35 protein-coding genes and 1 pseudogene are annotated in these 17,584 nt (G+C 38.0%); 34 read left to right on the forward strand and 2 right to left on the reverse strand.

Annotated elements, in window-relative coordinates:
* Positions 1 to 51: 51 nt before the first annotated feature.
* Genes QYT14_RS04540 through QYT14_RS04565 form a run of 6 tightly spaced genes read left to right on the forward strand, consistent with a single transcriptional unit; the run spans position 52 to position 2,692 of the window.
* On the forward strand, positions 52 to 279 hold the full coding sequence (locus QYT14_RS04540) for a hypothetical protein (RefSeq protein WP_117928592.1): 228 nt from the start codon (positions 52 to 54) through the stop codon (positions 277 to 279).
* Between the two features lies 1 nt (position 280).
* Positions 281 to 709, forward strand: a complete 429-nt coding sequence (locus tag QYT14_RS04545; protein ID WP_008673371.1) for a hypothetical protein — start codon at positions 281 to 283, stop codon at positions 707 to 709.
* Positions 710 to 712: 3 nt separating this feature from the next.
* Entirely contained in the window at positions 713 to 991 is a 279-nt protein-coding gene (locus tag QYT14_RS04550) for an HU family DNA-binding protein (RefSeq protein ID WP_009132287.1), read from the forward strand.
* Between the two features lie 6 nt (positions 992 to 997).
* Complete coding sequence (locus tag QYT14_RS04555; RefSeq protein WP_007846642.1) at positions 998 to 1,741, forward strand: hypothetical protein; 744 nt, start codon at positions 998 to 1,000, stop codon at positions 1,739 to 1,741.
* Positions 1,742 to 1,743: 2 nt separating this feature from the next.
* On the forward strand, positions 1,744 to 1,917 hold the full coding sequence (locus QYT14_RS04560) for a hypothetical protein (protein ID WP_008673373.1): 174 nt from the start codon (positions 1,744 to 1,746) through the stop codon (positions 1,915 to 1,917).
* Positions 1,901 to 2,692 carry a hypothetical protein gene (locus QYT14_RS04565; RefSeq protein ID WP_119187841.1) on the forward strand — a complete coding sequence of 264 codons (792 nt, stop codon included), beginning with the start codon at positions 1,901 to 1,903 and terminating at the stop codon, positions 2,690 to 2,692. The genes QYT14_RS04560 and QYT14_RS04565 overlap by 17 nt, the downstream gene beginning before the upstream one ends.
* A 223-nt stretch (positions 2,693 to 2,915) precedes the next feature.
* Here the strand turns inward: QYT14_RS04565 and QYT14_RS04570 are convergent, their stop codons facing one another.
* Positions 2,916 to 3,059, reverse strand: a complete 144-nt coding sequence (locus tag QYT14_RS04570; RefSeq protein ID WP_153877579.1) for a hypothetical protein — start codon at positions 3,057 to 3,059, stop codon at positions 2,916 to 2,918.
* Positions 3,060 to 3,438: 379 nt separating this feature from the next.
* Here QYT14_RS04570 and QYT14_RS04575 point away from each other — a divergent pair, with 379 nt between their 5' ends.
* The 28 genes and pseudogenes from QYT14_RS04575 (at position 3,439) to QYT14_RS04705 (ending at position 16,983) form a co-directional block, all read left to right on the forward strand.
* The gene (locus tag QYT14_RS04575; protein ID WP_005794319.1) at positions 3,439 to 3,894 is read left to right on the forward strand and encodes a hypothetical protein; all 456 of its coding nucleotides are present in this window, start codon (positions 3,439 to 3,441) and stop codon (positions 3,892 to 3,894) included.
* Positions 3,894 to 4,076: a hypothetical protein gene (locus tag QYT14_RS04580; RefSeq protein ID WP_274990704.1), complete on the forward strand. Its 183-nt coding sequence runs from the start codon at positions 3,894 to 3,896 to the stop codon at positions 4,074 to 4,076. Before QYT14_RS04575 ends, QYT14_RS04580 begins: the two co-directional genes overlap by 1 nt.
* 94 nt (positions 4,077 to 4,170) lie before the next feature.
* Entirely contained in the window at positions 4,171 to 4,707 is a 537-nt protein-coding gene (locus tag QYT14_RS04585; protein WP_005794323.1) for a hypothetical protein, read from the forward strand.
* A gap of 127 nt (positions 4,708 to 4,834) precedes the next feature.
* Positions 4,835 to 5,797: a DNA (cytosine-5-)-methyltransferase gene (gene dcm / locus QYT14_RS04590; protein WP_009132281.1), complete on the forward strand. Its 963-nt coding sequence runs from the start codon at positions 4,835 to 4,837 to the stop codon at positions 5,795 to 5,797.
* Positions 5,798 to 5,802: 5 nt separating this feature from the next.
* A complete protein-coding gene (locus QYT14_RS04595; RefSeq protein WP_009132280.1) occupies positions 5,803 to 6,222 on the forward strand; it encodes a hypothetical protein in 420 nt (139 codons plus the stop codon).
* Positions 6,104 to 6,772, forward strand: a complete 669-nt coding sequence (locus tag QYT14_RS04600) for a hypothetical protein (RefSeq protein WP_004326712.1) — start codon at positions 6,104 to 6,106, stop codon at positions 6,770 to 6,772. Before QYT14_RS04595 ends, QYT14_RS04600 begins: the two co-directional genes overlap by 119 nt.
* Entirely contained in the window at positions 6,744 to 7,454 is a 711-nt protein-coding gene (locus QYT14_RS04605; protein WP_004326713.1) for a TIGR02757 family protein, read from the forward strand. The genes QYT14_RS04600 and QYT14_RS04605 overlap by 29 nt, the downstream gene beginning before the upstream one ends.
* An 8-nt stretch (positions 7,455 to 7,462) precedes the next feature.
* Positions 7,463 to 8,047, forward strand: a complete 585-nt coding sequence (locus tag QYT14_RS04610) for a hypothetical protein (protein ID WP_289307033.1) — start codon at positions 7,463 to 7,465, stop codon at positions 8,045 to 8,047.
* Between the two features lie 51 nt (positions 8,048 to 8,098).
* Positions 8,099 to 8,278 carry a hypothetical protein gene (locus QYT14_RS04615; protein ID WP_130056666.1) on the forward strand — a complete coding sequence of 60 codons (180 nt, stop codon included), beginning with the start codon at positions 8,099 to 8,101 and terminating at the stop codon, positions 8,276 to 8,278.
* Between the two features lie 54 nt (positions 8,279 to 8,332).
* The gene (locus tag QYT14_RS04620) at positions 8,333 to 8,698 is read left to right on the forward strand and encodes a hypothetical protein (protein ID WP_004326716.1); all 366 of its coding nucleotides are present in this window, start codon (positions 8,333 to 8,335) and stop codon (positions 8,696 to 8,698) included.
* A complete protein-coding gene (locus tag QYT14_RS04625; protein WP_004326717.1) occupies positions 8,655 to 8,909 on the forward strand; it encodes a hypothetical protein in 255 nt (84 codons plus the stop codon). Before QYT14_RS04620 ends, QYT14_RS04625 begins: the two co-directional genes overlap by 44 nt.
* A gap of 2 nt (positions 8,910 to 8,911) precedes the next feature.
* Positions 8,912 to 9,754, forward strand: coding sequence for a phosphoadenosine phosphosulfate reductase family protein (locus tag QYT14_RS04630; protein ID WP_289826311.1), 843 nt, complete (start codon positions 8,912 to 8,914; stop codon positions 9,752 to 9,754).
* A complete protein-coding gene (locus QYT14_RS04635) occupies positions 9,751 to 10,203 on the forward strand; it encodes a DUF2829 domain-containing protein (protein WP_289307031.1) in 453 nt (150 codons plus the stop codon). The genes QYT14_RS04630 and QYT14_RS04635 overlap by 4 nt, the downstream gene beginning before the upstream one ends.
* A gap of 65 nt (positions 10,204 to 10,268) precedes the next feature.
* Positions 10,269 to 10,403: a hypothetical protein gene (locus tag QYT14_RS04640; protein WP_004327445.1), complete on the forward strand. Its 135-nt coding sequence runs from the start codon at positions 10,269 to 10,271 to the stop codon at positions 10,401 to 10,403.
* The gene (locus QYT14_RS04645; RefSeq protein ID WP_004327446.1) at positions 10,403 to 10,618 is read left to right on the forward strand and encodes a hypothetical protein; all 216 of its coding nucleotides are present in this window, start codon (positions 10,403 to 10,405) and stop codon (positions 10,616 to 10,618) included. The genes QYT14_RS04640 and QYT14_RS04645 overlap by 1 nt, the downstream gene beginning before the upstream one ends.
* A gap of 219 nt (positions 10,619 to 10,837) precedes the next feature.
* Entirely contained in the window at positions 10,838 to 11,083 is a 246-nt protein-coding gene (locus QYT14_RS04650; RefSeq protein WP_004327448.1) for a hypothetical protein, read from the forward strand.
* Between the two features lie 7 nt (positions 11,084 to 11,090).
* Positions 11,091 to 11,576, forward strand: a complete 486-nt coding sequence (locus tag QYT14_RS04655) for a hypothetical protein (RefSeq protein ID WP_004327449.1) — start codon at positions 11,091 to 11,093, stop codon at positions 11,574 to 11,576.
* A 16-nt stretch (positions 11,577 to 11,592) separates the two neighbouring features.
* Positions 11,593 to 11,829: a hypothetical protein gene (locus QYT14_RS04660; RefSeq protein ID WP_004327450.1), complete on the forward strand. Its 237-nt coding sequence runs from the start codon at positions 11,593 to 11,595 to the stop codon at positions 11,827 to 11,829.
* Positions 11,826 to 12,316, forward strand: a pseudogene (locus tag QYT14_RS04665) (DNA N-6-adenine-methyltransferase). Before QYT14_RS04660 ends, QYT14_RS04665 begins: the two are co-directional and overlap by 4 nt.
* Entirely contained in the window at positions 12,316 to 12,588 is a 273-nt protein-coding gene (locus QYT14_RS18840) for a hypothetical protein (RefSeq protein ID WP_130056736.1), read from the forward strand. Before QYT14_RS04665 ends, QYT14_RS18840 begins: the two are co-directional and overlap by 1 nt.
* Positions 12,566 to 12,775: a hypothetical protein gene (locus QYT14_RS04670; RefSeq protein ID WP_008775815.1), complete on the forward strand. Its 210-nt coding sequence runs from the start codon at positions 12,566 to 12,568 to the stop codon at positions 12,773 to 12,775. The genes QYT14_RS18840 and QYT14_RS04670 overlap by 23 nt, the downstream gene beginning before the upstream one ends.
* A 2-nt stretch (positions 12,776 to 12,777) precedes the next feature.
* Positions 12,778 to 14,043 carry an RtcB family protein gene (locus QYT14_RS04675; protein ID WP_130056662.1) on the forward strand — a complete coding sequence of 422 codons (1,266 nt, stop codon included), beginning with the start codon at positions 12,778 to 12,780 and terminating at the stop codon, positions 14,041 to 14,043.
* Complete coding sequence (locus QYT14_RS04680) at positions 14,040 to 14,447, forward strand: hypothetical protein (protein WP_005794352.1); 408 nt, start codon at positions 14,040 to 14,042, stop codon at positions 14,445 to 14,447. The genes QYT14_RS04675 and QYT14_RS04680 overlap by 4 nt, the downstream gene beginning before the upstream one ends.
* The gene (locus QYT14_RS04685; RefSeq protein ID WP_004326731.1) at positions 14,444 to 14,959 is read left to right on the forward strand and encodes a hypothetical protein; all 516 of its coding nucleotides are present in this window, start codon (positions 14,444 to 14,446) and stop codon (positions 14,957 to 14,959) included. Before QYT14_RS04680 ends, QYT14_RS04685 begins: the two co-directional genes overlap by 4 nt.
* A gap of 1 nt (position 14,960) precedes the next feature.
* Positions 14,961 to 15,362: a hypothetical protein gene (locus QYT14_RS04690; protein ID WP_005794355.1), complete on the forward strand. Its 402-nt coding sequence runs from the start codon at positions 14,961 to 14,963 to the stop codon at positions 15,360 to 15,362.
* Positions 15,346 to 15,639 (forward strand): MazG nucleotide pyrophosphohydrolase domain-containing protein, encoded by a 294-nt coding sequence (locus tag QYT14_RS04695; RefSeq protein WP_004326733.1) that lies wholly within the window; start codon positions 15,346 to 15,348, stop codon positions 15,637 to 15,639. Before QYT14_RS04690 ends, QYT14_RS04695 begins: the two co-directional genes overlap by 17 nt.
* Before the next feature lie 90 nt (positions 15,640 to 15,729).
* Entirely contained in the window at positions 15,730 to 16,395 is a 666-nt protein-coding gene (locus QYT14_RS04700; RefSeq protein WP_004326734.1) for a hypothetical protein, read from the forward strand.
* A 186-nt stretch (positions 16,396 to 16,581) separates the two neighbouring features.
* A complete protein-coding gene (locus QYT14_RS04705) occupies positions 16,582 to 16,983 on the forward strand; it encodes a DUF3127 domain-containing protein (protein ID WP_004326735.1) in 402 nt (133 codons plus the stop codon).
* A gap of 41 nt (positions 16,984 to 17,024) precedes the next feature.
* Here the strand turns inward: QYT14_RS04705 and QYT14_RS04710 are convergent, their stop codons facing one another.
* The gene (locus QYT14_RS04710; RefSeq protein WP_008775821.1) at positions 17,025 to 17,582 is read right to left on the reverse strand and encodes a DUF6549 family protein; all 558 of its coding nucleotides are present in this window, start codon (positions 17,580 to 17,582) and stop codon (positions 17,025 to 17,027) included.
* Between the last annotated feature and the right edge of the window lie 2 nt (positions 17,583 to 17,584).

Consider the following 17,584-nt stretch of genomic DNA (forward strand, 5'->3'; position numbering starts at 1 on the left):
ATCGGGGGGGCGAGAAATTACACTCCCCTTCTCACAGCTCGCCCAAAGGGAATGAGCTACCAAGAATATCGTGAACGCAGAGCCTATCAGAACGCATGGTTGAAAGAGCGACTGAAAGGCTTTATTTGTTATGTATCGTCTGAACTGGTTGTATATGACAAAATAACGGGATTACCCCGATTATTCAATCATCGTACAGATGATATACACAAAGCAAACATAAGGACTAACCCACAGCCATTTGTCGGTTCTGCCCGATATGGCTTAAAACCTTTATGATATGGATAAAGAACTATTTAAAGATAAGAATCCATTGCTTCGCAGACAAATGTTGGAAGACAATTGCGCAGCAGTTGAAAGAATTACCTATACTTCTCCTTTCAGCGAGGAAGAAATGGGTGAACGGAAAACGGAGTTGGCAAATATTGACCTTGACATGGCCGCACTGGAAGAAGAAAAGAAAGCTTTCATGCAAGCATACAAGGACAAACTGAAACCTAAAAAGGAACGTAAAAAAACGTTGCTTACCGATATAAAACGTGGTTATGAGGAAATTACGGATGAATGCTTTAAGTTTATGGATCGTAGCACCCGTACCACCGGATATTACAATGGTAATGGCGATTTGGTTAAAGAACGTCCGATGGAGGCACAAGAGATGCAAAAAACGGTCTTCGAGGACATTGAATCTACTGGTACGGAGGGATAAGCCATGAGAAAAGAAGAACTTATCAAGCAAGTAGCCGAATCAACCGGTATCGCTATTTGTGAAGTCCGAACTGTCATAGAGGCAGCACTGAAAGAGACCGTGGATGCAGTAGCTAATGGAAAGACTCTTTATATCAGAGGTTTTGGCACACTGTCACCCAAACACTATAAACGAAAAGTTGCTCGTAACATACACAAAAACGAGACTATTGTCATAGCGGAGCATTATACTCCACATTTCAAACCTGCCAAATCATTTAAAAACAGAACTAAAAATTTGTAGAACAGCATGGAAAACGAAAAGATGCAAGTGAACTTTGCTCCGGGTGTGACCGAAGCAACCCTTAGAGTTATTGAACTTCACGAAGAAAATGAGTTACCGGTACTGGAGCCTGATAAGGTAGAATTAGCCGGAACAATTGGAAGTGTTCATGAATTTCTCTTGAAAAGAATCTCTGAAAAAGAGCAGATCAATCAGAAACGTTGCTATATTCTTGTTGATCGGGAGAAAATGACACTTAAACTTGTCACCAATGAAACCGACAGTAGGAATAAAGCTACTGTAAGAGGTGAGTTGAAATACTATCCCAAGTTTCTTGAATTTGGTATTAACACAAGCAAGACATGGGAACCGGTGCAGCTTTCAAAGTTCTTCAAAATGAATCGTGCCTTTTTCAAGGATGCACAATACAACATGGAACTGGTAACAGTCTTGAAGAACTTCAAAGCCAGCATTGACTCAAAAGTGGAAAACTCCCGACAAGACAACGGTAGTCGCACTGACAATTACAGCCAAGTTGTCAACTCCAATCTTCCGGCCTCATTCAATCTTATTGTTCCGATTTTCAAAGGTCGCCCTGCAGAAGAGATTGAAGTGGAAATCATTGCAGATGTGGACGGGCGTAATATTCGATTGTCCCTTTGCTCCCCTGGTGCAGAAGTGATAGTGGAAGAAGAACGCAACAAGGCCATTGACGAGCAATTATTGTTGATCCGTAAATTGGCACCGGATATTGCCATTATCGAACAATAACAATGAAGACTGTAAAGAAATACTGGAAGCCGGTACTTGTCGTATCGGCTTTCTTCATTGGCAACCGCGTATTCAATCACATAAATGCGTGGTTGGGAATTTCAATAATTATGCTGACAGTAGCATTTATAGTTTATAATATCATTAAAAAAGTAGAAAATGAAAAGAAAGACTGACTTTTTGATTGTGGCATTATTTGCCATTGTTTTGTTCACTTCATGCGAAAGAGTTGCCCCCAATTATGCCGGTGTCCTTATGGAAAACTACGGCAAACAAGGGAAAGAGGATTTTAAAATTGTTTCCGGTAAGGTATCTACATGGGAATTAGGCACAGAACTTTTTCAAGTTCCGCTATTCGATCAGCGTGGAGAATTTGCCGAAGCTGTCACACTGAAAGCAGCCGATAATACAGAGTTCAAGGCACGTCCCACATATAGCTATAAAGTTATCAAGAACCGTGCCATTGATGTTGTCTTTGACAACAAGCATATTGGCCGTGGAAGTGATTTCATGTCTTCGTTAGAAGATAACATTTTGGAGCCACGTATATATGATTTGATAAAAGAGGAAAGTCGGAAACATAAGACTGACAGTTTAATGGCTGATGGAGGTTCATTAGTGTTTGAGAAACGATTGGAACAGATAGTTGACAAAGAGTTTGAAAAAAGAGGTCTGCAATTACTCACATTCTCTGCCCAGTTGGAGTTCTCCGATAAAGTTCGCGAAAAAATTGATAGTAGAAATGAAGTGAATACCAATATCTCCGTGTTGGATCAACAAATTGAGGAACAGAAGAAGCGCAATGAACTGGAACAGTTAAAAACCGAGCAGGCTCTAATTCAGTCAAGAGGTCTGACAAAAGAAATATTATATAAACAGTTCATTGACAAATGGGATGGAACAAGCCCTTTGTATGGTATTGCTCCTGAATTTCTAAAAATAACAAAATAGTATGCCGACATTTCAACAAAGAAGAGATACAATATTGTAATTTGCACAAGCAAAAGCCGATTTGGAAACACTTAATAGTGATATTGATACAGAAATCGAAAAGAATAAATCTGTTATTTCTACGCTAACTTCTAAAAATACAGAATTGGCCTCTTTAAAAAGTAATAATGAAAGCTCAATCAAGACTTTTGCTAAATTCTTAAAACAATAATCATTAACCCGATTAATAATCAGCTTCTCCCGGTGTGGCTTGGCCGCCTATCCGGGAACTATCATGCCTCACCTTTTTTCTTCTCTTTGCAAGTCGAGCCGAGTACGCTGCATACGCTCCACGGCGGTAGATACTACAAAGAGTCTTTTTGTTCATATAAGAATGCCTCTATTGTGGAGGCAAACGAATAAGTGGCGGAATTGGAAGACGCTTAGTTTCTGTGGTAAAAATGCACGAATAGCATCACGAGTCAGGTAATCATGCTATTAACACTTGACATACGTACAAACGGAAGCAGAAACGAAAATCCTGATTGCAACAGTTCCCGGTTCGAGTCCGGGCTTATTCTCATAAATCAATCATTATGAAAGTTGAAATTCCCGACTATTTCCTAAAATCCTTTATCCGACATTTTGAAAGGATAACCGAGAATTGTAAAGCTTCACCTTCTGACATCAAGACCAGTGAAGCACTAAGGCTTGGAAAGAAAGATGTAATTAAGCTCAAAAGATTTATAAACAAAAAAGTATAATTTATGAAACGAAGGATCATAGGTATAGATGTTGGCAAAAACGGTGGTATTGTAGTGTACGACACCGAGAATAACAAATTATTGGAGTGTATCAAAATGCCACCAACTCCCAAAGACTTATTAGATTTTCTCTCCATATACAAAGAAAATAGCGTTTGTTATTTGGAACGAGTGAATGGCATGACCGGACAAAGTGCTTCTGCCTCTTTTGTTTTTGGAGAAGGTTACGGACAGCTGACTATGGGATTGATAGCTTGTGGGATTCCGACAGTAACAGTATCTCCACAAACTTGGCAAAAAACTATAGGATTACGAAATACAGACAAATTGGGTAAGACAGAATGGAAAAACATCTTAAAGAAGAAAGCCCAACAGCTGTTCCCGTATGCAAAAGTTACATTGGCAACTTCGGATGCCTTACTAATATGTGAATATGGTAGAATTAAAGAAAAGGAATAATGGAAAAATTAAAAAAATGTAGCAAATGTGGCCGGGAACTTCCGGTCAGTGAGTTCTGGAAAAATGCTTCAACCGAAGATGGATTGCAGACATATTGTAAAGAGTGCGGTAATGTTTATGCCAAAAACCGTAAGAAAACTCCGGGGGGGGGAGAATTTGAAGAAAATATATTCCAATCCTGAATTGGCAAGATTTTCTCCACGGGAACTTATCGCAGAATTGAAAGCACGTGGATATACCGGAGAATTGAAATACACCCAAACAATATCATTATAAATGGAAAAGTTACGTCTATTGGTTACAACCAAATGTCCGAACAAATGTCCTATGTGTTGTAACAACTCATGGGATTTTTCAAAATTACCAGTTGTTGAGCACTTTAATTACAAAGAGATCATGATAACTGGTGGAGAACCACTTTTGTTTCCTGAAAAACTGGCAAATTTGGCTGAAAGTATCAAAACCGTTCAAAAATTGGCCTATGGCAATAAAGGAAAATTATTTCTATATACGGCACTGGCTGATATGCTCCCCAATTATATCAGATACTTCGATGGAGTTGTTTACACTCCACATTCTGTTAATGATGTTCATAGTTTATTGGAGGCCAATAATTTTTTGTTGGATTACAAAGATGAACTTATGGAAAGTAAATCTCTTCGGCTCAATCTTTTTCCTGATATTAAAAAGCATATTCCTGACAACACAGACCTTTCGTTATGGAAAGTAAAAGATATGCAATGGATCAAAGATTGCCCGGTTCCAGCTGATGAAGAGTTCAAAAGAGTAGCTGAATTATGGGAGGTGGAATGATGAAAGATGTAATTACCCCCCCCATACACAACATCTCTATCCTTATCGCTGGTCTTTAGAAGATGCTGTTTTTACTAAAGATAAGGGAAAGGTATTTTCTTGTTTTGCATGTGGCGGTGGCTCTACTATGGGTTACAAAATAGCAGGTTACGATGTTATTGGCTGTAATGAGATTGATCCACGAATGATGAAATGCTATGAAACAAACCATCATCCCCAGTATAGTTATTTGGAAGATATTCGTGATTTAGTGAAAAGGAATAATCTTCCCGAAGAACTGTACAATTTAGATATATTGGACGGATCACCACCTTGCAGTACATTTAGCATGTCGGGATTACGTGAAGATGCGTGGGGTAAAGAAAAGAAATTCAAGGAAGGTCAAAAGACACAAGTTTTAGACACGCTCTTTTTTGATTTTATTGCACTTGCCAAACGCTTAAAACCTAAAGTCGTTATTGCTGAAAATGTAAAAGGACTTCTTTTAGGGAATGCGATTGATTATGTCAGACGTATATACAAAGGCTTTGAGGAAGCTGGTTATTACTGTCAGCATTTTCTTCTTGATGCTTCTAAAATGGGAGTACCTCAAAAAAGAGAACGTGTATTCTTTATATGTATCAGACATGATTTGGGAGCCCATTTCCTAAAAGTTTCAGACCTCTTCAATGTTGAGCCATACATCGACATGGAATTTAATGAATCGGAAATATATTATGGGGAATATGCGGATTACAAGGGAAAGCCTATTGGCGTAAAAATGAGAAAGTTATTTGAGCAGAGAGTGGCAGGAGATATTGCTTTGGCAGAGGCCTATAAGAAACAAACTGGAAAACGAGGCTTTTTTAATCAACAATATCTATATGAGAACAAAGTAAGCTACACCCTAACAACTCATGCAGACTCAATTATTCCTTTTAAGCAGCCTATATATTTATCACGGTCAGAAGTATGTAATATATCCACATTTCCACAAGATTATCATTTCCTCAACCAATCCCCACATTATATCTGTGGAATGAGTGTACCACCCGTTATGATGGCACAAGTAGCCTCACGAGTATGGAAATATTGGTTATCTAAATTATAAATCAAATGAAATCAGAAGAATTAGCAGCCCAATGGTGTCGGGATCATCCCGATGCAACATTGGAACAAGCATTCATGGCCGGATTAGGCCATAAGATGAATATGAATAAGGATTCTCTTTCTGCAAGGAAAGACAAATTCAGAAGTGAAGTCCTCATGTATAGAGGAAAATATCCTGATGATATGTTGAAGGACTTTTTTGAGTATTGGACTGAATGCGGAGGCCGGAAAATGCGCTTTGAGAAGGAACGTACATTTGAAGTTTCCAAACGTTTAGTCAGATGGTCTAATAATGATTTTAACAAGTATGGGAAACAACTTAATTCAAGTCAACAGCAATCTCCCGGCAACCGAAAAGAAAGCGTTGAAAGACTTGCTGACCTTGCAAGCGGAGTATTACAAGGGATTGCACGTAAGTTCGATTAAAGAAGCTGTTCTCAACACTCCTAACCTACCACTCTCTGTTATAAGAAAAGAAATCACATTGGCTGGCGCAAGAGCCATACTGGTAATTGCGATTAACGAGCTTGTGTCTTTTTTCAATGTTGGAAAAACGATGAATGATGTTCAAGTGGCACTTACCGCTGATCTAATAATAGACAGATTCTATTATCTCAAATTGGAGGAAATCAAATTGTGTTTCCGTAATGCTATGGCTTCCGGTAAGATTTACGATAGACTGGACGGTAATATCATTCTCGGCTGGTTAAATGAATACGATGCACAGCGTGATGAAATTGTTTCTTCTCTTTCAATTAATGAAGCCCATGAACAAAATAATAACAGCACTGGAATGTTCTACGGAGAATATATCAAACATCTAACTGAAAGATCGGAAAATGGAGATGAAGAAGCCAAAGAATTATTGGAATCCCATCAATCATTCATACAAAGGATGAAATCAAATGATAAAGAAGCCGCTTTCAAAAAATGGAAAGAAGAATATTATGGAAGAACTAAGAAACAAACTACTTGACTGGGCAAAACAATTTGAAACACCTGATTTTATAAAAGATGATCCTATATTCTTCCCACATAAGTACAGTGATAAAAAGGACATAGAAATCAGTGCCTTTCTTACTTCATGGATAGCTTTCGGGAATCGCAAACTGATAATGCAACAAGCGGAAATTTTGGATAATCTAATGGGTAATTCTCCTTACGCCTTCATTATGAACAAAGTATGGGAACAATACAAAGAAAATACAAATACCTTCTACCGTATGTTCACCTACCATGACTTTTTCTGCATTTGCCAGCGGTTGTACAACATATATCAGGAATGGGATGATTTGGAAGTCTTTTATGAGGGTTACAATAATGTTATCCGTGAAATACAAACAGATTTTGGTGGCGTAAAAGGTATTCCAAAATTGGAGCGTGATTCTCCATGCAAGCGTATTTGTTTGTTTCTACGGTGGGTAGTACGAAAATCACCGGTAGATTTAGGTATTTGGAATATTATTCACCCGACAGAATTATACATACCATTGGATGCACATGTTGCAAAAATGGCACACCAGCTTGGGATAACAACACGCAAAACAGAGGACTGGAAAATGGTTCAACAAGTAACCAATTACATGAAAACAATTTTCCCGGATGATCCGTGCCGGGGAGATTTTGCATTATTCGGATATAGTATTAACAATAAATAATTTACATTATGTCAGAACTTAAAATTACACAAGAAAAGGTTACAGCCGCTTTTAGTGAAGCAAACGACTGTCCTAAAGCAATTAGTATTCTAACAGCTTTATTCGGAAAGCAAAAGCCGGATTATACAGATTATCACAATATCAAAACCTACGAAGATGCTTGTGAAGCAATAGGTGTAAAACCTATTGTTCGCCTACTTGTTGAAGATGAAGACGGACACAAAGAAGAAGTGGCTGATATTGCACACCTCGCCTACATCAAACTATGCACAATTGCTCGTGCATTGAACAACGATCCTAATTTTCCACGATTTACTAAAGATGAATACCGTTATACGCCGTGGTTTTATCTTTATAATCAGAAAGAAATTGATGAAATGGACGAAGAGGATCGTAATCGGCTGGTTCTTTGGGGCGGTGGTGCGAATAGCGGTGCGTCTTGCGGCCTCGCTTCTGCGGCCTCGCGTTACGATTGGTCGAACTCGTCTGCGAGTATCGGCTCTCGCCTTGCTGTAAAATCAAGTGAAATCGCAATTTACTTTGGAGAACAATTCAAAGAATTGTGGAAAGACTTTCTGATTGGAAAAAAGTAATCACACTGGGGAGGCCGCATTAAAGCGGCCTTTTCCATACCTTTTAAATCTATGACTCCAAAAGAATTTTTCGACAAAGTGGTGGAAATGCGCCGTTGCCAAAAAGAATATTTTAAAAATAAGAGACAGATAGATTTACGAATAAGTAAACAAATTGAGCGTGAAGTAGATGAAGAAATCGAACGTGTTCAAAAAATCCTTCACAACAAACAGAATCCGCAACTCTTTTAGACTATGGTTAATATGAAAATCCTTGACCTGCCATTAAAAGCAAAATGGTATGAAATGATCGAATCTGGAAATAAGAAAGAAGAATACAGAGAGATCAAGAAATACTGGATCGGAAGATTAGCAAAATGTGGAGGTCACAATTCCTATGAAAAGACAGGTTTCTACTGTAAGAAAGCTATTTGTTTTTCTTGTATTACACGTGGAAACGGCTTTCATCCCAAAGAATACACTCATGTTCGCTTCCGTTTTGGCTACACCAAACGGACAATGCTTTTTGAACTTGAATCTATAACCATCGGAGTTGGTAACACCAATTGGGGAGCGCCTGACAATGAATATGTATTTATACTTAAACTGGGAAAATGTATCAAAAAAAATGAAAGTAAGGACTCAACAGAATTTCAACCAAAAAACTCATGAAACAGTATTCGGTATCAGCATCATGCCTGACGGTGGCAGAAGATATTGCAAATATCCAATAGGCCACCAAGAATACAAAGACTATGCCCAAGCACACCAAGCTATGAAAGATGTACAAAAGATATTGGATAATGGAGGTCGATTAGTATATTCTCCCAAAGGTAGTGCCGGGATTAATAAACATGAATATGTGAAAATTGAAATGATATAAAAATGAAAATATTAGTAAGTTTTTCAGGTGGTAAGGATTCACAAGCATGTTTGATCCAAGCCTTCAAACAATATGGGGGGGGGAATTTAACCGCTGTGTTTTGTGACACCGGTTGGGAACACCCTGACACATATAAACATGTGAATGATGTTTGTCTGCAAATGGGTGTAAGACTTATAACTCTCAAATCAAAATATGATTTTGTGTCTTTGGCAGCTCATAAGAAAAGATTTCCTTCCACGAATGCACGATTTTGTACCAGTGAACTAAAAATGAAGCCAATGATTGATTATGTACTTTCTTTGAAAGAAAGCTGCATTATCATACAAGGTATCAGAGCCGGAGAAAGTACAGCACGTGCGGCAATGGAAGAGGAATGTATGTATTTCAAATCGTATTTCCAACCTAATAAGAAAGGAAGAACTGAAAACTACCGAAGTAAGGATGTCAAAGAATGGTGTTCCCAATTTGACGCTTCTGTTCTAAGACCGATCTTCAAATGGAGTGCACAGCAAGTTATAGATTGCATACTGGATGCAGGGCAGAAACCGAATCCATTGTATTATCGTGGATTCTCACGTGTTGGATGTTTCCCGTGTATCATGTGTCGGCATAAAGAAATTGAACTTATAGCCAAAAACCGAACAGAAATGAAGAAGATACTAATAATCTGCGTACTTTTCGCTCTGATAGCGGGATGCGCATCACCAAGAAATTCAGTTGAGAATCATCCGGCAAAGAATTCACCTCAACCGGATGCACTGCCAGATAATAAAGAAAACCGCTTTACGAAACAGTTTCAACAAGCGGATTCAATGTTTAATCAAAAATATTTATTAGAATGAAGACATTAGACGAAAAGGCTGCCGAATATGCAGCAGGGGTTGTAGCTGAGTTCCCTGAACTTGCAAGCTACAAAGGAACTATTGAAACCATTTACGGACAAGGGGCAATGGAATGTGAATTACTTGGAGAAGAAACGGGAACCTTTGGGCAAGCACTTGAATCTCTCAAACGAGGGCATCTCGTTACTCGTAAAGGATGGAACGGTAAGGGTATGTTCATATTCATGTGTCCTGAAGATTGTTTTTCAACGGAAAAGGTTGTTAATCATGTTAAATCACTTCCCGAATCATTCAAAAAATGGATAGCCAACAATTATGGAGATTCGGAAATTGATAAAATCAAATTTACTGCATACTTATGTATGAAAGCTGCCGATGACACCGTTGTAAATGGTTGGCTTGCATCACAGACGGATATGCTTGCTAACGATTGGGTGATAGTTGAATAAGCGCATTGTCATACGGCGGTTGAATGTCTGCCGTATGGCTCAAAACGATATAGAAAGGAACTAATATGGGAAAGAATATCAAAGGTCTTGCTGGTTCAACCATCTTCAATCAAAAGATGGTTGAACAAATGAATGGCATAAACAAAAACAATAAAGGGAAAGCATCCCCAATTTATATACCAACTAAAAAACGGAAGTAATGGAAGCTAAATTTAGGATTGGAGAAAAAGTAAAAATAGCCAATCATCCAGATAAATCTAAGATTGGCAAAGAGGTTGAGATAATTAACCTCCATCATTCTAATTTTAATCCACAAAAGGGATATGTGGATGAATGGTTATACAATGTATGGGATGGTGCGAAATCTTTAGGATGGGCACCTGAGTGCGACTTGGTAATTAATAAACCTTCATAACCGAACAGAAATGAATGATGGAGTTTATTTTGACCAAAATGGTAACGAGGTAATCGTAATCAATGGATTTGAATACTCACGAGAAGAATTTGATTCCCTTGTGGATATGTGTGGAGATTGCAATATGTAATAAAAAAGAAAGAAATGAGTAAAACAACAATTTATTATCTATTCCTAATAGCAATGTATATGCTGCTAGGATAGATGGAAAGGAGAAATATGGATAAAGATAAATTCAACAAAGCAATAGAAATCAACAATAAAATAGAGGAATACAAAGATCATAAGATGGCACTTGAAAATTCTAACATAAAATATGGTGGTGGATTGATATTTACATACAACAGAATGCACAATGATGTACCATTAAAGGAAGAAATTTTTGGTAAGAATTTCCTTCAGTGCTATATGTATGCTTTGGATAGTAAGATAAAAGAATTACAAAAAGAGTTTGACGAATTATAAAATAGAAATGAGTGAAACGAAAATCATATTAGATGCCTGTTGCGGTAGCCGGATGTTTTGGTTCGACAAGGAAAATCCTTTGATCTTGTTTGCTGACATCAGAGATGAAGAGCATACTCTTTGCGACGGTCGAAGCCTGAAAGTCCATCCGGATATTGTATCTGACTTTACCGATATGCCATTTTTGGATAAATCCTTTAAACTGGTGGTATTTGACCCGCCCCATCTTCTAAAGGTTGGTCAAAATAGTTGGTTGGCCAAGAAGTATGGTAAACTTCCCGAAGATTGGCCAAGGGTGATAAAAAAAGGAATTGATGAATGCTTTCGAGTACTTGAAGATTACGGCGTTCTCATTTTCAAATGGAATGAAGAGCAAATAACGGTTAGAGAAGTATTGAAAGCCATCGGACGGCAGCCGTTGTTCGGTCACACCACCGGAAGACATGGCAAGACTATGTGGATGTGTTTTATGAAACTACCAATTTACGAATAACAGAATATGTTGTAAGATGAAATTAAACAAAAAGACAGAGCAACTTATTAAACTTAGAGCCGCTGAACTTAAAAAATTATATGAAACTCCTAATCCTGAAGTAGATAAAATTATTTCTGAATTGAGAGCAGAAGCAACGAAACGTCCACAGAACATGAGGAAGGAAGAAGAGATTGCTTATATTCTGAAAAAGGCTGATGAAAATTGCGATCATATAGAAATTCGTAAAATCCTAAATGTAAGTAATACATGAATACATCTTTTGAACGATCTGCAAACGCTTCCGATGAATGGTACACACCACGAGAAATCATTGAAGCATTAGGTGAATTTGACCTTGATCCATGTGCTCCCATGCACCCTCTTTGGCCTACTGCAAAAATCATGTACAACAAGCAGGACAATGGTCTTATACAAAATTGGGGGGGCGAATTTGGCTTAACCCTCCGTACTCCAAACCGCTTATGTGGCAGTTTGTAGAGAAATTGGCAGAACACGGCAACGGTATAGCACTACTTTTTAACCGGTGTGACAGCAATAAGTTTCAAGACATCATCTTCACGAAAGCAACCGGTATGATGTTTTTGAGGAATCGAATAAAATTCTTCCGTCCCGATGGAACACGTGGGGACAGCCCCGGTTGCGGTAGTGTTCTTATTGCATTTGGCCGGGAAAATGCCGAAATTTTAAGGAATTGCTCTTTACAAGGCAAATATGTTGAACTTAACAATGATAAATGATGAAAATCTTATATTTATTCATGCTCATTGCCGGTCTTCTGTGGATCGGTGATTTCTCTATCACTTTAAAACCCTTTTCTGTATCTTTACCATGCTGGTATAAATCCGTTGGCATACTTCTATTTTGGCTGTCAATGACTATATATGTTTTAGGTGAGCATACCAAAGGCTATAAAGAAGGATTTGATACTGGGATTAAACAGTGCATTAAGATACTTGATAGAAATTGCCACTCTAAAGAAATAAATAATGATGAAACAGTACAGAATTAATAAAACGACTACCTTCGTAGAAGATAATCGCAGCGGAAACAGAGAGAAATACCTTCTTCCTGATTACAAAGTGCAAGTTAAATTTGCAGGGATTTGGATAACAGTCAAGTCCTTTCATGATGAAGATGAAGAATACGCAAAGAACTGTGCGAATGAACTTCTTGAAAAACTTAACGAAAAGATTTGATTATGATTGAATTACAAGGAAAATTCGGCAAAGATTGTAAAATATTTGCAAATACAATAGAAAATGAAGCTATTGGAACGATACAAAACATTTTGAACAATCCGGTTACGACTGGTGTTCCGGTTCGTATTATGCCTGATACCCATCAGGGAGTAGATATAGTGATTGGATTCACCATGCCAGTTACAGATCGTGTCAACCCCAATCATATCGGAGTGGATATTGGTTGTGGAATGTTGTGTGTAGAAATTGAAAACGCAATGACAGAAGGTTCTTTCCCGGACATTAATCATGCAATCCGTTCCATCATACCTATGGGATTTGAGATTAACCAACAATCTTTATCCAAACAAGAAAAGGAAGATTTGTTTACCTTCTTATCTATCAGAATGGATCAGTTCTGCTCTAAATACCAACTAACCAAACCAGTTATTAATGAAGAATATGTATCACAACTTTGTAAGAAGGTGGGGATAAATGAAGGCACATTCTACAACTCTTTAGGTACATTGGGAGGTGGAAACCACTTTATAGAACTGGGGCGTGCCGAGTCAACCAATAATATATTTCTTACAATACATACCGGATCGCGCAACTTTGGTGTGAAGGTCTGTAAATACCATGCAGAAATAGCAAAATTTGATAAAAAGGCTTTTTCTAATGAAATTCAACGCTTGAAGTCCACTGTTGAGCCACAATTCATGCAAACTGAAATACTACGTTTGAAGGAAAAATTTGCCGAATATTCCGGGTATCTCACAAATGAAGCAATGCTCCACTATTTATGTGACATGGTGATCGCACAAGGATATGCCGCATTCAACCGCAAGTTGATTATACAGCGTATAATCAGAACTTTGAGCTGGAACGCTACAATATCCGTTGAGACAGTCCATAACTATATCAGCTTTGATGATATGATAATCCGTAAAGGGGCTATTGCCGCATACGCCAATGATTACGTTGTGATTCCTATGAATATGGCAGACGGTATTCTTCTTTGTCGTGGTAAGGGAAACAAAGACTGGAACTATTCTGCACCACATGGTGCAGGACGCTTATACTCCCGTTCCGAAGCTAAAGAAAGATTATCAATGGACGCATTCAAAACCCAAATGAGCAAAGTGTATTCCACTTCCGTATGTGAAGGGACATTGGATGAAAGTCCTATGGCATACAAAAATGTTCAGGAAATAAAAGAGCTTATAGAACCTACGGTAGAAATTATTGATACAATTGTGCCACTAATCAATATCAAAGCTGTATGATAGAAAAGACAGACTTCCCATATACTCTTGGCGGCTATGTTGAACAGCAAAATTATAAAGGTTTCGACATAGCCGTTTCCATTCGTAGATACAAAGGAATATCAGCTTATGTCATTTCCTCGGAGAAAAGGCTGATCCGTGAAGAATCTGCCACCTTTGCCGACAAAGAAGACATGTTCCGTTGGGGACGAGAAGCGGTTGACCGATATTTGGAACAGCAAGAACGTAGAAAAGAAGAAAATACGATCAAACGGGCAGACTATTATAAGAAGAAAGCTCGTGTGGCAGCATTGAAAGCCTTTAATGCCGCTATGTATTTCTCTGATATAAAGGACGGACTTTATGATAAGGCAAAAGGATTTTTTGAGTATGAACTGGATAAGGAACATGGAAAGATCAAATGAAAACACTTGATATTATACAAGGCTTTTGCGATCATGTTTTTCGTGATAAAAAAGGAAACCGCATCTTTCCCAATATTTTTGTCGGGAAATGGGAAGCTGACTTATTGGAAGTTACCCGGTCACGCCTGACTTATGAATATGAAGTAAAAGTAAGCAGATGTGATTTCCATAAGGATAAAAAGAAAAGTGATAAATATGGCAAGAACAAGTTTGATGTTGTCACTTCCGGCCAACGTACCAATTATTTTTATTATATAGTACCAAAAAGTTTGATAAAGCCCGATGAAGTCCCTGATTTTGCCGGGCTTATTTATGCTTATGAAGGATCAGTGCAATGTTATTCTCTTGAAAAGGGAAGGTATGCGGTAAAGAGAATTTTCTTTGAGGTAGTCAAGCCTGCCCAAAAAGTTTCTGACATGAAAGCGGATGATAATTTCATTCGTAAACTCGACTTATCCATGTACTATCGCTATCACCAAATGAGAAGAGATAATTACAAAAATAAGGAATAATATGGAATTAAGATTAGACCCTGAAATACCGGTCACACGGGTTGTCAACGGACATAATGTTTTCAATAAAGGCTATCACCACGGATTAAGAGGAAAAACCTATGAAGAATACTATGGCAAAGAGAGAGCTGTTGAAATAAGAAAAAGACACAGCGAGGCTTTGAAAGGACATAGATATTGGTCTAATGGAAACGCCCATGCCTTTGCGTGTATCGCAATCACTCCCGAAGGCAAATGGTATAGATTCGATTCAATAACCCAAGCCGCCCAAAAGCTAAATCTGAATTATGCCACAGTTCGCCGGTATATAAAACGAAAAATCAAGCCCCAAAATGGCTGGCAATGGTTTTTGGAGAAAGATAATAACTGGATAAAACATATTGATAATGGGAAAATTAAATGAGATCGCGCAGAAAGCTTATGAATGTGCCGTAAGACGTGGAAAGATTGATCCCGACAATGATAGCAACAACAATCTTCACCGCGATCTGCTTGAAGAAGTTGCCGAAGTCTTTGAGTGTACGGGTGAGAAATCTCCACATATTAAAGAGTATTTAGATGTAGAAGAAGAACTGGCAGATGTAATCATTGTTGCCCTAAGTACACTACATCATTTCAAATGTGACATTGATTCACTCATTGAAGCCAAAATGAATTATAATAAAAACAGAATGGATTGATATAGGAACCGGACAATTAATAAAGTTGATTGTTGAGACGTTTGTCCTTATCTTTACACTACCATGTGTCTATAAAGATTTCATGAACTTATGGAAAGAAAAATAGGTGATATAAAAGACAAGAAGTTAAAAGCTGAAAATATCACACTGGCAGCAATATATAACATATTGTTCACCAATGACATAGTTTGTTCCTTAATTGTAGAAATGTTAAGTGAATTACGTAAATCAAGGCTTTGTCGTTTCCGCGTAAAGCAGCAAGGAAATAAACTGGAACAGTTGATGCTTCAATATGAAAAGAAAATCAATAAAATAGCTGGACACCGGGCTTTTTTCATGGCTGATGCTAACCAGTATATTGCAGATGAAGTACAACCTGATCTGCTTAAAATGGAATACTCCATTAAACTGGAATTTGACAAATGCCGGATTGAAAACAGTGCCTTACTTGCCAAAGTAGAACTTACAAGATGTATGGCAGAGCTTGCTTGTCTATCCCTTGACAAACGGATAGAAGAAGTCCGTCCATACAACAAAGAAGTAACCGGAATAACATATCTCCGGCTCACTGACACACTTAAAGTATTGGACGAACTTTCTGATATTTTATATAAGGGAGGGTATTGTGACCTCAATCAAAGTGATAATTGCAAAAGGGGGATGGCTATCATACAACGAAAACTTACTGATTGTGATATTATCAGCCGCGCAATCAATGAGTCAGACAAGTTAAATCCGGCTGGGGATGATGAATAAAAATGGCAAAATATCGTATAGGAATATCCGAGAATCTATTAGGAGACAAACGCTATCAGTGTCAGATTAAAAGATTTGGCATTTGGTGGAATGATGAAAGTTTCAGCACTAAAGAAAGAATGTTAGATTATGCCCGTAAACTTGAAAAGGCCGGGCATATAGTGTTTAACTATTTATAAGCGAACAATGAAATTAGAAGGAAAAATTATTGTGGCACAACCGATACAATCGGGTGTCTCAAAAAATGGTAACAACTGGCAAAGACAAGATTTCGTTTTGGAAATTCCCGGCCAATACCCTAAAAAAGTCGCTTTTTCAGTAATGAATAGCAATATTCAGAATTTTGGATTAGCAGTCGGGCAAGACGTTGATATTGAAATAGATATTAATGCGAATGAATGGCAAGGAAAATGGTTTAACTCCATTACTTGCTGGAAAGCAACACTCCGTAATCCAGGACAGCCTACCGCAGCGCAACAGCCCCAAACTTATTATCAGGGGGCATCATCCACCGCGGCACCCGTACAAACTGCCATACCTCAACCGCCAGTGGATTTTGGGGAACAAAAAGACGATTTGCCTTTCTAAAGAAAAAGGAGAAGGGAGCATTTCGGCTCCCTTCTTATTAATTAATGTTCCACCTTTACAATTTCATTATAAACGATTTTGCTTCGTGGGTTATGATTGACTATCGTTTGTTTATACCCCTTTGTCCCCCATCTCCACCATAGGAACCTGTGTTTATATATCCGGCTTATCGCACTTGAAAGACTGTCTCTCACTTCATAAGTAAATGTGCTGTCAGGAATATTTGCATAAAAATCCACCCATTTATCTGAATAATTGAAACAGCTGTCTTTCAGAACAAATACAATACTGTCTTTAGTGACAACTTTTGTGGTTGTGATATATTCGACTTCTTTTGGACGCAGATTCAATTCTTTTATTAGTTTTGCATCCGCACTCCGCAGCTCTTTCAATTCTTCTATGTTAAGCCGTAAAACATGGTTTTCAACCACATTTAGACTATCCCTAATCTTATATTCTTCAAGCCCAGTACAGAGACTTTTCATATTATCTGAAAGTCGGGCACTTTCCTTCTTCTCTTCCTGCCACAACCGGTACATCAAAAAGGTTGCCGCAAGGAGTAACACAAAGATTACTCCTATACCTATCTTCAATCTCATAA

Source organism: uncultured Phocaeicola sp. (assembly GCF_948499155.1).
In the GTDB taxonomy this organism is placed as follows: domain Bacteria; phylum Bacteroidota; class Bacteroidia; order Bacteroidales; family Bacteroidaceae; genus Phocaeicola; species Phocaeicola faecalis.